Annotated in this window: 11 protein-coding genes; 8 read left to right on the forward strand and 3 right to left on the reverse strand. The window is 67.6% G+C overall.

Features of this window, described 5'->3' with window-relative positions:
• Positions 1-120 precede the first annotated feature (120 nt).
• From pdxR to C5F75_RS32710, 4 genes are all read left to right on the forward strand, one after another.
• A complete protein-coding gene (gene pdxR / locus C5F75_RS32695) occupies positions 121-1629 on the forward strand; it encodes a MocR-like pyridoxine biosynthesis transcription factor PdxR (protein WP_059582032.1) in 1509 nt (502 codons plus the stop codon).
• A 144-nt stretch (positions 1630-1773) separates the two neighbouring features.
• Positions 1774-2838: a selenide, water dikinase SelD gene (gene selD, locus C5F75_RS32700; RefSeq protein WP_081066414.1), complete on the forward strand. Its 1065-nt coding sequence runs from the start codon at positions 1774-1776 to the stop codon at positions 2836-2838.
• Between the two features lie 63 nt (positions 2839-2901).
• The gene (locus C5F75_RS32705) at positions 2902-3495 is read left to right on the forward strand and encodes a LysE family translocator (RefSeq protein ID WP_059582036.1); all 594 of its coding nucleotides are present in this window, start codon (positions 2902-2904) and stop codon (positions 3493-3495) included.
• 231 nt (positions 3496-3726) lie between these two features.
• Positions 3727-4806 (forward strand): purine-nucleoside phosphorylase, encoded by a 1080-nt coding sequence (locus C5F75_RS32710; RefSeq protein WP_059582041.1) that lies wholly within the window; start codon positions 3727-3729, stop codon positions 4804-4806.
• Between the two features lie 222 nt (positions 4807-5028).
• Here the strand turns inward: C5F75_RS32710 and C5F75_RS32715 are convergent, their stop codons facing one another.
• Both C5F75_RS32715 and ceoR read right to left on the reverse strand, forming a co-directional pair.
• Positions 5029-5322, reverse strand: a complete 294-nt coding sequence (locus C5F75_RS32715; RefSeq protein WP_059582042.1) for a DUF4148 domain-containing protein — start codon at positions 5320-5322, stop codon at positions 5029-5031.
• Positions 5323-5727: 405 nt separating this feature from the next.
• Positions 5728-6732, reverse strand: a complete 1005-nt coding sequence (gene ceoR, locus C5F75_RS32720) for a putative multidrug efflux transcriptional regulator CeoR (protein WP_059582046.1) — start codon at positions 6730-6732, stop codon at positions 5728-5730.
• Between the two features lie 173 nt (positions 6733-6905).
• Here ceoR and C5F75_RS32725 point away from each other — a divergent pair, with 173 nt between their 5' ends.
• From C5F75_RS32725 to opcM, 4 genes are read left to right on the forward strand one after another with little or no spacing between them, the layout of a single operon-like run.
• Positions 6906-7766 carry an alpha/beta hydrolase gene (locus C5F75_RS32725; protein WP_104013323.1) on the forward strand — a complete coding sequence of 287 codons (861 nt, stop codon included), beginning with the start codon at positions 6906-6908 and terminating at the stop codon, positions 7764-7766.
• Positions 7767-7797: 31 nt separating this feature from the next.
• A complete protein-coding gene (gene ceoA, locus C5F75_RS32730) occupies positions 7798-9015 on the forward strand; it encodes a multidrug efflux RND transporter periplasmic adaptor subunit CeoA (RefSeq protein ID WP_104013324.1) in 1218 nt (405 codons plus the stop codon).
• A gap of 45 nt (positions 9016-9060) precedes the next feature.
• Positions 9061-12246 (forward strand): multidrug efflux RND transporter permease subunit CeoB, encoded by a 3186-nt coding sequence (gene ceoB, locus C5F75_RS32735; RefSeq protein WP_059582054.1) that lies wholly within the window; start codon positions 9061-9063, stop codon positions 12244-12246.
• A 10-nt stretch (positions 12247-12256) separates the two neighbouring features.
• Positions 12257-13792, forward strand: a complete 1536-nt coding sequence (opcM, locus tag C5F75_RS32740; protein WP_059582216.1) for a multidrug efflux transporter outer membrane subunit OpcM — start codon at positions 12257-12259, stop codon at positions 13790-13792.
• A gap of 27 nt (positions 13793-13819) precedes the next feature.
• Here opcM and C5F75_RS37050 read toward each other — a convergent pair.
• On the reverse strand, positions 13820-14168 hold a 349-nt coding region (locus C5F75_RS37050), incomplete at its 5' end, for a hypothetical protein (RefSeq protein WP_219817256.1).

Genomic DNA, 14168 nt, shown 5'->3' on the forward strand with positions numbered 1-14168 from the left:
CTCCTTGATGTTCTTCCCGGTGAGTAGAAAATCGGCCGCCTTGGCGGCCCATGGAGGCGACTATAATCACATTTGGCTCCGGCAATCAGAGCCATTTCAATAAATATTCAGGAGCCAATCATGCGCGCGAGCGTGTTGTCGGACTGGCTGGCGCAGCGCCTCGTGCGCGGCGGCGAACAGCCGATCTACCGGCAGCTTCACCGGCTGCTGCAACAGGCGATCCTGTCGCGCGAACTGCCGGCCGGCACGCGCGTGCCGTCGTCGCGGCTGCTGGCCGCCGAGCTCGGGATCGCGCGCAACACGGTCACGCAGGTTTACGAACAGCTTGCGCTCGAAGGCTACGTGAACTCGGCGACGGGCCGCGGCACGTTCGTCGCCGACAGCGCGCCCGACGAGATCGTCGGCGCGCCGGCCGATCCGGCTGGCGGGCCGGCGGTCGTGCCTTCGTCCACGCGGCGGCTGTCTACGCGCGGCACGCGGCTCGTCGAGGGCGCCGGCGTGTCGAAGCGCCAGGGCGGCGCGTTCATGCCGGGCGTGCCCGATGTGTCGCGATTTCCGGCGCGTGTCTGGACGCGGCTGCACAACAAGTACTGGCGGCGCCTGCGCCCGGACCTGCTGACCTACGCACCCGGCGGCGGGCTCGCGCTGCTGCGCGAGGCGCTGGCCGACTACCTGCGCACGTCGCGCTCGGTGCGCTGCACGCCCGAGCAGATCGTGATCACGACTGGTATCCACCAGTCGATCGATCTCGCGGTGCGCTTGCTGACCGACCCGGGCGACGCGATCTGGACCGAGGATCCGTGCTACTGGGGCGTGCGCAGCGTGCTGAACGTGTCGGGGCTGACCACGCGGCCGATCCCGGTCGACGACGAAGGCATCGCGCCGTCGGCCGCCGATCTCGCCGAGCCGCCGAAGCTGATGCTCGTCACGCCGTCGCACCAGTATCCGCTCGGGATGGTGATGAGCCTCGCGCGGCGGCGGATGCTGCTCGAATACGCGCGCCAGCACGGCTGCTGGATCATCGAGGACGACTACGACAGCGAATTCCGCTACGGCAGCCGGCCGCTCGCGTCGCTGCAGGGGCTCGACACGGCCGGGCAGGTGATCTACGTCGGCAGTTTCGGCAAGACGCTGTTCCCGGGGCTGCGGGTCGGCTATCTGGTCGCGCCGGAGCCGCTCGCGGAAAGTTTCGCGACCGCGAGCGCCGAGCTGTATCGCGAAGGGCAGTTGCTGCAGCAGGCCGTGCTCGCCGAATTCATCGCGGAAGGGCATTTCGTGTCGCATATCCGCAAGATGCGCACGCTGTACGGGCAACGCCGCGAGGTGCTGCTCGACGCGGTCGCGCGCCGCTATGGCGATACGCTGCACGCGCTGGGCAGCGACGCGGGGCTGCATCTCGTCACGCAATTGCCGGCGGGCGTCGACGATCGCGCGGTCGCGCAGGCCGCGCTCGAACGCAACATCGTCGTGCGGCCGCTGTCCGGGTATTACGCGGATCGTTTGCGGGCTGCATCGGGGTTGCTGCTCGGCTATGCGTGCGTGCCGGAAGACGAGATCGCGACCGCGTTCGCGACGCTGGCCGAGGCGATCGACGAGCGGGCGTTCGGCGGGGCCGTGGCGCTGGCTTGACGCGTGAGCACGGCAATATCGGCTCGTTGCGATTCCGTCAAAGACCGACCGAAGCGCAATACGCTCCGCAACGCGGAGAGCGTACCGGGCGCGCTCGCGCGGAATTGTCGATAATAGAACGTTGTTATTCACCGGATGCCGACGATGACCGAAGCCACCCAAGCCCCGCCCGCCGTTCCGCGCCTCACGAGCCTGTCGCACGGCGGCGGCTGCGGCTGCAAGATCGCGCCGGGCGTGCTGTCCGAACTGCTCAAGCGCGCGACGCCGCCCGCGCTGTTCCCCGATCTGCTGGTCGGCACCGAGACGTCCGACGACGCGGCCGTCTACCGGCTCAACGACGAGCAGGCGATCGTCGCGACCACCGATTTCTTCATGCCGATCGTCGACGATCCGTTCGACTTCGGCCGCATCGCGGCCACCAACGCGCTGTCCGACGTTTATGCGATGGGCGGCAAGCCGATTCTCGCGCTCGCGCTGGTCGGCATGCCGATCAACGTGCTGCCGCACGAAACGATCGCGGCCGTGCTGCGCGGCGGCGAATCGGTATGCGCGGAGGCCGGCATTCCGGTCGCGGGCGGCCATTCGATCGATTCGGTCGAGCCGATCTACGGGCTCGCGGCGATCGGCGTCGTGCATCCGTCGCGCGTGAAGCGCAACGCGGCCACGCGCGCGGGCGACGTGCTCGTGCTCGGCAAGCCGCTCGGCGTCGGCGTGCTGTCGGCCGCGCTGAAGAAGAACCAGCTCGATGCCGCGGGTTACGCGCAGATGGTTGCGACCACCACCAAGCTGAACCGGCCGGGCGCCGAACTCGCCGCGCTGTCGGGCGTGCATGCGCTGACCGACGTCACGGGCTTCGGGCTGCTCGGCCATACGCTCGAACTGGCGCGCGGCGCGCGGCTCACCGCGCGCGTGCACTATGCGTCGCTGCCGTGGCTCGCGGGCGTCGAGACGTTCGTCGCCGACGGCGTGTTCACCGGTGCGTCGGGCCGCAACTGGGCCGCGTACGGCACCGATGTGCGGCTCGCCGACGCGCTGCCGCCCGTCGCGCAGGCGCTACTGACCGATCCGCAGACGTCGGGCGGGCTGCTGGTCGCATGCGCGCCGGAAGCGGTCGACGACGTGCTCGCGTGCTTCCGTGCCGACGGTTTCGACCGCGCGGCGGTGATCGGCGAGATGGTGGACGGGCCCGCACGCGTCGACGTCGCCTGACGCCGGATTCACACGCCGCATCGTTTCGACGTCGCCGGAATCGACGCTTTCCATCGACGACCGATGAACGACTTCCTGTTCGGGCTGACGATCGCGCTGTCGGTCGGGCCCGTCGCACTGATGATCGCGCACTACGGCATGCGCGCCGGTACGGCGACCGGCGTGCGCGCGGCGCTCGGAGTGGCCGCTGCCGACGGCTGCTATGCGGTCGTCGCGTTCACGATCGGCGCGCTGCTCGCGGGCACGCTGGCGTCGTATCTGTCGGTGTTCCGCAGGGTCGGTGCGTTCGTGCTGCTCGCGATGGGCGCGCGGATGCTGTGGCAGGCGCTGCGTGAGCGGCGCCGCACGCTCGACGGCAGCGTACCGACGCCGCCGGCCGATCGCCCGTTCATGTCGATGTTCTTCGTCACGCTCGCGAATCCGCTGACCATCCTGCTGTTCTACGGCTATGCGACCGCTGCCGCCGGTGCGCACCGGCACTGGCTGCTCGGCGCGGCGTGCGTGTTCGCGGGCAGTCTCGCCGGGCAGCTCGTGTTCGCGTTCGGCGGCAGCGCGATCGGGCGCTTCGTGAAGTCGCCGGGATGGCTCGCCGCGAGCCATGTGGTCGCCGCACTCGTCGTGCTCGGATATGGCGTCGCGGGGCTGTTGCGCGTGTAGCGCGCCGAGAAGCGGCCGACGTCGCGGTTGGCGGCAAACAAGATAGCATTCCTGACGTTTGCAGGGCCGCGACGAGTGGGCAATTTCCCGTCGCGCAACACGCATCCGTTCGCACGAAACACGGCCCGCCGTTTCGTAGTCGGGTTCCGCATCGCGCACGCCCGTTCTATACTCCCTCGCGCAGTCTCCGACAGCCGTTCTCATCCAACATCACTGATACAAGGAACGCCGATGCTGACTCGCTCCATCCTTTCAGCCGCTGCATTCTCGCTCGCGGCCTGCGCGACCGCGCCGTCGATCGCGCAGGACAACCAGGGCAACAACGCGGGCAACGCCGCATTCGCCGAGACCGGCGCACAGGGCCGCCCGGTCAAGGTCATGATCATCACGATGTTCGGTCCGGAAGGCCAGGCGTGGCTCGACCGGCTCGGCCCGTGGCGCGACATTACCGTGCCCGGCCTGTCGCCCGACTATCCGGCCGTCCACTGCAACAAGCAGGACGTGTGCGTGGTCACGACCGGCATGGGCTATGCGAACGCGTCGGCGACGATCATGGCGCTCACGTTCTCGCAGCGCTTCGACCTGCGCCGCACGTATTTCCTGGTTTCGGGCATCGCGGGCGTCGACCCCGCGCAAGGCACGGTCGGCTCGGCCGCGTGGTCGAAATACCTCGTCGATTTCAGCCTGCAGTGGGAGCTCGATGCGCGCGAGATTCCGGCCGGGTGGAACACCGGTTTTCTCGGCATCAACACGAAGAGCCCGAACGACAAGCCGCCGCTCGACTATCGCACCGAAGTATTCCAGCTCAACCCGCAGTTGACCGACGCCGCATACGCGCTGTCGCGCAACGTCGTGCTCGCGGACAGCGCACAGGCGCAGGCCGCGCGCGCGAAGTTCACGTACGCGCCGGCCAACCGGCCGCCGACGGTGATCCAGTGCGATACGTCATCGGGCAACACGTGGTTCTCGGGCACGCTGATCGGCGAGCGCGCGCGCCAGTGGACCAAGATCCTCACGGACGGCAAGGGCACGTACTGCATGACCGCGCAGGAAGACAACGCAACGTACGAAGCGCTCAAGCGCGCGGCGAGCGTGAAGCGGGTCGACCTGTCGCGCGTCGCCGTGCTGCGCACGGGGTCCGATTTCGACCGGCCGTACGCGGGACAGACGAGCGCGGACAACCTGCTGAACTACGCGGACCAGGGCGGCTTTGCGCCGGCGACCGAAAACCTGTACCGCGCGGGCAATCCGCTCGTGCAGGACATCGTCACGCACTGGGGCGAATGGCGTGATGGAGTGCCGCGCCGTTGATCGCCGCAGGACGGTATCGGCGACACGTCGCCGCGAGCGTCAATGCGATTGCGACCCGGAGCGGAACGGCGTCCACACCGGCGTGGTGTCGTCCCAGTGATCGAGCGGCGAAGGAAGTTGATCGTTCATCATGTGCTCCTGCAACTCACTGACTCAGCGAGTCGTCGACGAGGTGGTTCGAGACACCGCGCGCGGGGCAACCCGCTGCGCGGCCTCGCGCGGTTACCGGCCCCCGCCGGCGAGCTGGTTGCTTTCCGGCATCGGGCGATAGGCGCCTTGTGCGAGCTCGAGCCCTTGCGGGTACGACGTTGCCTTGCGCAGGTACGCGAGCGTGCCGTCCTTGCGTGCCTGCACGACCTCGGCGCTCACTTCGGCGCGCGTGCGCGGGCCGTTGTGCTGCGAATACCACGACGTGTTGCCGTAGTCGCCGGCGTGCGGCGTACCCGAATCGGCGAAGGCCGGTGCGGACACGGCAAGCGTGAGAGCAAGGGCCGAGAGAAGATGGCGGCGGTTCATGGCGTCACTCCTAAGATGTCGGAGCGGGCGCTTGAGCGCTTACTCCGGTCCCGCCAGGCGGGATCTGTTCGATGCGCAACGAGGTGCGCGACAGGGTTTACTCTAGGTGTCCGTTCCGTCGCGATAAATGCGGCTCGCACGAATTGAATTGTCGCGAGACTGGAACAATCGGAATCCGTACGTGCGGTGGGGGAATGCGGAAACGGCCCGCAGCCCCGTGGCGCCGGCGTCGCAGGGGCGGCGGCGAGGAGGCGCCACGACGCACACGGCCGATTGCCGCGGGTTGCGCAAAGGCTTACTGCGGATTCGGGAAGGATCGGGGCGCCGCGCTTGGAGAGGGTGCCCAGGCGGCGCGCAGGCGGGACGACGTGCGGGCGCCGCGGCCCGCACGCGCGGTTCAGACGATTACGCGACCCACTCGTTGATGACCGGCGTATCGAGCGCCGGCGCGCGTTCGGCTTCCTCGAACGTGCGCTTGCTGCACGTCGCGTCGAGGCTGCCCTTGCCGCTGAGCAGCGGGCAGCGGTCGAACACTTCGGCCACCCAGTCGACGAACACGCGCACCTTCGGCGACAGATGGCGGCTGTGCGGATACACGACCGAGATCGGCATCGGCAGCGGCTTGACGCCGGGCAGCACTTCCTTGAGCCGGCCCTCGCGCAGGTGCGGCAGCACCATGAAGAGCGGCGGCTGGATCAGCCCGAAGCCTTCGATACCGCAGGTCACGTACGCATCCGCGTCGTTTACCGACACGATGCCCTCCATCTTCATCTCGACTTCCTTGCCGTCGATCAGGAAGGTCCAGTCGATCGTGCGGCCGGTGCGGCTCGAGAAGTAGTTGACGGCCTTGTGCTGGCTCAGGTCGTCGATCGTCTGCGGCTCGCCGTTGCGCTCGAGATAGTCGGGCGACGCGACGGTCACGCATTCGAACAGGCCGACGCGGCGCGCGACGAGCGACGAATCCTGCAGCGCACCGACGCGGATCACGCAGTCGACGCCTTCCTGCAGCAGGTCGACCGGCCGGTCGGACAGGCCGAGCTGCAGGTCGATGTCCGGATAGCGCGTATGAAATTCGCACAGCGACGGAATCACGAGCAGCCGACCGATCGAGCCCGGCATGTCGATACGCAACTTTCCGTGCGGCTTCCGGTTGTTGGCCTGGAAGCTCGCTTCGGTTTCCTCGACGTCCGCGAGGATCCGCACGCACCGTTCGTAGTACGCGGCGCCGTCCGGCGTGAGCGACAGCCGGCGCGTGGTCCGGTGCATCAGCCGCACGCCGAGGAAGGCTTCGAGATTCTGGATGATCGTCGTGACGGACGCTCGCGGCAGGCCGAGCGTTTCTGCTGCCTTGGTGAAGCTGCTTGTATCGACGACGCGAGTAAACACCTGCATGGCCTGAAGCCGGTCCATCACAACCTCCGCAATCTAATGAGCCCGCGAACAACAAGGCTGCGCTACCTCATGGGTAAACGCAGCCTCGGATTGTTCGGGGGCGTTGAATTGTGTTGCCGGATTATAGGCATTTATCCCAATGTCTGCCGGACTCAGAATTCGTTCCATCTCGAAATGGATGCCGCATCGTCATGGACGCTTCTGAATTCAGCAAATTCCTGAAAGCCGCGCTGCCCGCGCAAGCCACAGCAGGCGGGGCGCTGACGGTTGCCGAAGTCGAAATTCCCGGCTACGCACAGGACATCGTGCTGCGCCTCTACCGCCGTCCGGACAAGACCGGGTTGCCAGTAGTGCTTTATTTCCACGGCGGCGGCTTCGTTCGCGGTTCGCTCGAAGACGCGGATTTCGCCGCGCGTTTTTTAGCAGAACGCTTACCAGCTCTCGTAGTGTCGGTCGACTATTCGCTCGCGCCGGCCTTTCCTTTTCCGGCCGCGCCGGAGGATGCGTATCGCGCCGCCGTGTGGGCCGCGACGCGCGCTCGCGCGTTCGGCGGCAACCCGAGGAAGATCGGGGTCGCGGGGCACGATGCGGGCGGCCAGCTCGCGAACTGCCTCGCCTTCATCGCCCGCGACCGCGGCGAGGTGTCGATCGCCGCGCAGGCGCTGTTCGGGCCGATGCTCGACCCGAGCATGACGCGCATCGGCGACGCCGAGCGCCTCGCGTCCGACATCACCGCGCGCGAATGCGCGGCCTGCTATCGCGCATACCTGCCGCAGGCGGCGCAGCGCATGCACCCGTACGCGGCGCCGATCGAATCGGTGCGCCTCGCGGGGCTGCCGCCGACGCTCGTCGTCACCGCGCAGAACGACGTGCTGCACGTCGAGGCGGAAAAATATGCGGGGTGCCTGATTTCATCGGGCGTGCTCACGCAGGTGATCCGCTATCCGGACATCACGCACGCCGCGCTCGCCACGCACGAAGCCGCGTTCGAGGAAGCCGTGCGCTTCTTCCAGTGCCGTTTCCAGGCGCGCCAGCCGAACCGTTCCGAATAACCAGACCAATCCACGCTTACCGGAGATCCACATGGCCATCCTACGCACCACCCGTTCACGAATCGCGACCGCGGCGATCGTCACGCTCACCGTCGTCGGCCTCGGCACGTTCGGCGCGATGCGCGTGAACGCGAACGCGCCCGAGAAAGCGGCGGCGCCGCTGCCCGAAGTCGACGTCGCGACCGTCGTGCCGCAGACCGTCACCGACTGGCAAAGCTATTCGGGCCGCCTCGAGGCGGTCGAGAAAGTCGACGTGCGCCCGCAGGTGTCGGGCACGATCGTCGCGGTGAATTTCAAGGACGGCGCGCTCGTGAAGAAGGGCGACGTGCTGTTCGTGATCGACCCGCGCCCGTACCAGGCGGAAGTCGATCGCGCGGCCGCGCAGCTCGCGGCCGCGCAGGCGCGCAACGGCTACGCGCAGACCGACTGGCAGCGCGCGCAGCGGCTGATCGGCGACAACGCGATCGCGAAGCGCGACTACGACGAGAAGCAGAACGCGGCGCGCGAAGCGAGCGCGAACCTGAAGGCCGCCGAAGCCGCGCTGGAAACGGCGCGCATCAATCTCGGCTACACGCGCATCACGGCGCCGGTATCGGGCCGCGTGTCGCGTGCGGAAATCACGCTCGGCAACGTCGTGTCGGCCGGTGCGTCGGCCGCGCCGCTGACGACGCTGGTGTCGGTGTCGCCGATCTACGCGTCGTTCGACGCGGACGAGCAGACCTACCTCCAATACATCAACGGCGCGCGCAACGGCCGCAAGGTGCCGGTCGAGCTCGGCCTCGCGAACGAAACCGGCTACTCGCGCAGCGGCGAGATCGACTCGGTCGACAACCGGCTCGACACGTCGTCGGGCACGATCCGCGTGCGTGCACGCTTCGACAACGCGGACGGCACGCTCGTCCCGGGCCTCTACGCGCGCGTGAAGGTCGGCGGCAGCGCGCCGCACGAGGCGCTGCTCGTCGACGATGCCGCGATCAACACCGATCAGGACAAGAAGTTCGTGTTCGTCGTCGATCAGCAAGGCCGCGTGTCGTACCGCGAAGTGCAACCGGGAATGCAGCACGGCAACCGGCGCGTGATCGTGAGCGGGCTCGCGGCCGGCGATCGCGTGATCGTGAACGGCACGCAGCGCGTGCGCCCCGGCGAGCAGGTGAAGCCGCACATGGTCCCGATGACGGGCGGCGACGAGCCGTCCGCGCCGCTCGCGGGTACCGCGAAGCCGGCCGCACCGGCGAAGGCGGATTCGTAAGCGGCACGCCGCTTCGCATCCGCGTTCAACCAGACAGAGCAACCCATGAACATTTCCAAATTCTTTATCGACCGGCCGATCTTCGCAGGAGTCCTATCGGTGATCATCCTGCTCGGCGGGGTGATCGCGATGTTCCTGCTGCCGATTTCGGAATATCCGGAGGTCGTGCCGCCTTCCGTGATCGTGAAGGCGCAGTACCCGGGCGCGAACCCGAAGGTGATCGCCGAGACGGTCGCGTCGCCGCTTGAAGAGCAGATCAACGGCGTCGAGGACATGCTCTACATGCAGTCGCAGGCGAACAGCGACGGCAACATGACGATCACCGTCACGTTCAAGCTCGGCACCGATCCGGACAAGGCCACGCAGCTCGTGCAGAACCGCGTGAACCAGGCGCTGCCGCGCCTGCCGGAAGACGTGCAGCGGCTCGGCATCACCACGGTGAAGAGCTCGCCGACGCTGACGATGGTGGTCCACCTGATCTCGCCGGACAACCGCTACGACATGACCTACCTGCGCAACTACGCGCTGATCAACGTGAAGGATCGCCTGTCGCGGATCCAGGGCGTCGGTCAGGTGCAGCTGTGGGGTTCGGGCGACTACGCGATGCGCGTGTGGCTCGATCCGCAGAAGGTCGCGCAGCGCGGGCTGTCGGCCGAGGACGTCGTGCAGGCGATCCGCGAGCAGAACGTGCAGGTCGCGGCCGGCGTGATCGGCGCGTCGCCGTCGCTGCCCGGCACGCCGTTGCAACTGTCGGTGAACGCGCGCGGCCGTCTGCAGACGGAAGACGAGTTCGGCGACATCGTCGTGAAGACGACGCCGGACGGCGGCGTCACGCACCTGCGCGACATCGCGCGAATCCAGCTCGACGCGTCCGAATACGGGCTGCGCTCGCTGCTCGACAACAAGCCGGCCGTCGCGATGGCGATCAACCAGTCGCCGGGCGCGAACTCGCTGCAGATCTCGGACGAGGTGCGCAAGACGATGGCCGAGCTGAAGCAGGACATGCCGGCCGGCGTCGACTACAAGATCGTCTATGACCCGACGCAGTTCGTGCGTTCGTCGATCAAGGCCGTCGTGCACACGCTGCTCGAAGCGATCGCGCTGGTCGTGATCGTCGTGATCGTGTTCCTGCAGACCTGGCGCGCGTCGCTGATTCCGCTGATCGCGGTGCCGGTGTCGATCATCGGCACGTTCTCGCTGCTGCTGGCGTTCGGGTATTCGATCAACGCGTTGTCGCTGTTCGGGATGGTGCTCGCGATCGGGATCGTGGTCGACGATGCGATCGTCGTCGTCGAGAACGTCGAGCGCAACATCGAGGGCGGGATGAACGCGCGGCAGGCGACCTACAAGGCGATGCAGGAAGTGAGCGGGCCGATCATCGCGATCGCGCTGACGCTCGTCGCCGTGTTCGTGCCGCTCGCGTTCATGTCGGGCCTGACCGGCCAGTTCTACAAGCAGTTCGCGATGACCATCGCGATCTCGACGGTGATCTCGGCGTTCAACTCGCTGACGCTGTCGCCGGCGCTGTCCGCGATCCTGCTGAAGGGGCACGGCGACAAGGAAGACTGGCTCACGCGCGTGATGAACCGCGTGCTCGGCGGCTTCTTCCGCCGCTTCAACAAGGTGTTCCATCGCGGCGCGGAGAACTACGGCCGCGGCGTGCGCGGCGTGCTGTCGCGCAAGACGCTGATGCTCGGCGTGTACCTCGTGCTGGTGGGCGCGACCGTGCTCGTGTCGAAGGTCGTGCCGGGCGGCTTCGTGCCCGCGCAGGACAAGGAATACCTGATCGCGTTCGCGCAGTTGCCGAACGGTGCATCGCTCGACCGCACCGAGAAGGTGATCCGCGACATGGGTTCGATCGCGCTGAAGCAGCCGGGCGTCGAGAGCGCGGTCGCGTTCCCGGGGCTGTCGGTGAACGGCTTCACGAACAGCTCGAGTGCGGGCATCGTGTTCGTCACGCTCAAGCCGTTCTCGGAGCGGCACGGCAAGGCGTTGTCGGCCGGCGCGATCGCGGGTGCGCTGAACCAGCAGTACAGCGCGATGAAGGACTCGTTCGTCGCGGTGTTCCCGCCGCCGCCGGTGCTCGGCCTCGGCACGCTCGGCGGGTTCAAGATGCAGATCGAGGATCGCGGCGCGGTGGGCTACGCGAAGCTGTCGGATGCGACCAACGACTTCATCAAGCGCGCGCAGCAGGCGCCTGAACTCGGCCCGCTGTTCACGAGCTACCAGATCAACGTGCCGCAGCTCAACGTCGATCTCGACCGCGTGAAGGCGAAGCAGCTCGGCGTGCCGGTGACCGACGTGTTCAACACGATGCAGGTGTATCTCGGTTCGCTGTACGTGAACGACTTCAACCGCTTCGGGCGCGTGTACCAGGTGCGCGTGCAGGCCGATGCGCCGTTCCGCCAGCGCGCGGACGACATCCTGCAGTTGAAGACGCGCAACGACAAGGGCGAAATGGTGCCGCTGTCGTCGCTCGTGACGGTGACGCCGACCTTCGGCCCGGAAATGGTCGTGCGTTACAACGGCTACACGGCGGCCGACATCAACGGCGGCCCGGCGCCGGGCTTCTCGTCGGGCCAGGCGCAGGCCGCGGTCGAGCGCATCGCGCACGAGACGCTGCCGCGCGGCGTGCGCTTCGAGTGGACCGACCTCACGTATCAGCAGATCCTTGCGGGCGATTCGGCGATGTATGTGTTCCCGATCAGCGTGCTGCTCGTGTTCCTCGTGCTCGCCGCGCTGTATGAAAGCCTGACGCTGCCGCTCGCGGTGATCCTGATCGTGCCGATGAGCATTCTGTCGGCGCTGACGGGCGTGTGGCTCACGCAGGGCGACAACAACATCTTCACGCAGATCGGCCTGATGGTGCTGGTGGGGCTGTCGGCGAAGAACGCGATCCTGATCGTCGAATTCGCGCGCGAGCTCGAACACGACGGCAGGACGCCGCTCGAGGCGGCGATCGAGGCGAGCCGGCTGCGGCTGCGCCCGATCCTGATGACGTCGATCGCCTTCATCATGGGCGTGGTGCCGCTCGTCACGTCGACCGGCGCCGGTTCGGAAATGCGCCATGCGATGGGTGTCGCGGTGTTCTTCGGGATGCTCGGCGTGACGCTGTTCGGGCTGATGCTGACGCCGGTGTTCTACGTCGTGCTGCGTACGCTCGCGGGCGGCAAGATCCACGTCGCCGGCAAGGATTCGGCGGGGTACGGCGTGCCGGCGCCCGATGCTTGAGGACCAGAAAATGAATAACTTGCACAACACGAACGGCCTGATGCGCTTCGCGAAGGTGGCGGCCGCGAGCACCCTGCTCGCGACGCTGCTCGCCGCGTGCGCGGTAGGCCCCGACTACAAGCGTCCGGACGCGGCGGCGCCCGCCGCGTTCAAGGAAGCGCCGACCCTCGCCGCCGGCGAGCAGGCCGGCACGTGGAAGACGGCCGAGCCGTCGGATGGCGAACATCGCGGCGAATGGTGGAAGGTGTTCGGCGACCCGGTGCTCGATTCGCTCGAGGCGCAGGCGCTCGCCGCGAACCAGAACCTGAAGGCCGCGGCGGCGCGAGTCGAGGAAGCGCGTGCGGCGACGCGTTCGGCGCGCTCGCAATGGTTCCCGCAGGTCGGCGCCGGGTTCGGGCCGACGCGTGAGGGGCTGTCGTCGGCGTCGCAGTTCCAGCCGCAAGGTACGGGCCCGACCAACGCGACGCTGTGGCGCGCGCAGGGCACGGTGTCGTACGAAGCCGATCTGTTCGGCCGCGTCGGCCGCAACGTCGAGGCGTCGCGTGCCGACCAGGCGCAGAGCGAGGCGCTGTTCCGCTCGGTGCAGCTCGCGCTGCAGGCCGACGTCGCGCAGAACTACTTCGAACTGCGCCAGCTCGATTCGGATCAGGACCTGTACCGCCGCACGGTCGAGCTGCGCGAGCAGGCGCTGAAGCTGGTGCAGCGCCGCTTCAACGAAGGCGACATCAGCGAACTCGACGTGTCGCGCGCGAAGAACGAGCTGGCCAGCGCGCAGGCCGATGCGGTCGGCGTCGCGCGCCGGCGCGCGGCGTCCGAGCATGCGTTGGCCATTCTGCTCGGCAAGGCGCCGGCGGATTTCGCGTTCAAGGAAACGCCGATCGTGCCGGTCGCGGTGAAGATTCCGCCGGGCCTGCCGTCCGCGCTGCTCGAACGCCGCCCGGACGTGGCGGCGGCCGAGCGCGCGATGGCGGCCGCGAATGCGCGGATCGGGCTGGCGAAGTCGGCGTACTTCCCGAAGCTCGACATCACCGGGTCGTTCGGGTATGAAGCATCGACGCTCGGCAACCTGTTCCTGTGGTCGAGCCGCACGTTCCTGCTCGGGCCGTTCGCCGGCACCGCGCTGACGCTGCCGCTGTTCGACGGCGGGCGCCGTGCGGCCGGCGTGCAGCAGGCGCGCGCGCAGTACGACGAACAGGTCGCGAACTACCGGCAGCAGGTGCTCGTCGCGTTCCGCGAGGTCGAGGACAATCTCGCCGATCTGCGCCTGCTCGACGACCAGATTCGCGCGCAGAATGCGGCCGTCAATGCTTCGCGCCGTGCGGCGACGCTGTCGCGGACGCAGTATCAGGAAGGGGAGGTCGCGTATCTCGACGTGATCGACAGCGAGCGGTCGGTGTTGCAGTCTCAGTTGCAGGCGAACCAGTTGACGGGGGCGCAGGCGGTGTCGACCGTCAATCTCATTCGTGCGCTCGGCGGCGGGTGGGGCGCGGCACCGACGGCGATCGGCGATGCGGGGGCCGGCAAGGCGGAAGTGGCTGGGCGCTGACGCTGCGGCCCTTGACGGGCGGGCTGCTCAAGCAAGTGGCTGATCGACGAACCCCGGTCCGTGGCAACGCGGACCGGGTTTTTTATGGGTCATCCAAATTTCCGCGGAGGAACGTCGGCGATCGGCCAGGAAGGGACACTCGCCGCGGCAAGCTGAATGGCCGTTGTCGTCGCCATGCCGAACGCCGCATCCAGCAAACGCGTATGCCACGTCTGTTGACCTTCGCGCCGGCTGACGCTCGAAGATGGGGGCACGATGCGTCTCCTTTCGTTCGCGCGAAACTAAATTGACGCGAGCAAAATCATGCGCTAACTGTGCGTCACGCCACGAGCAGACAAACAGCAGCGTGTCCCTTAGACTCTTGCCGCAATGACCA

It is taken from the genome of Burkholderia anthinoferrum, from assembly GCF_002925705.1.
Lineage (GTDB): Bacteria > Pseudomonadota > Gammaproteobacteria > Burkholderiales > Burkholderiaceae > Burkholderia > Burkholderia semiarida.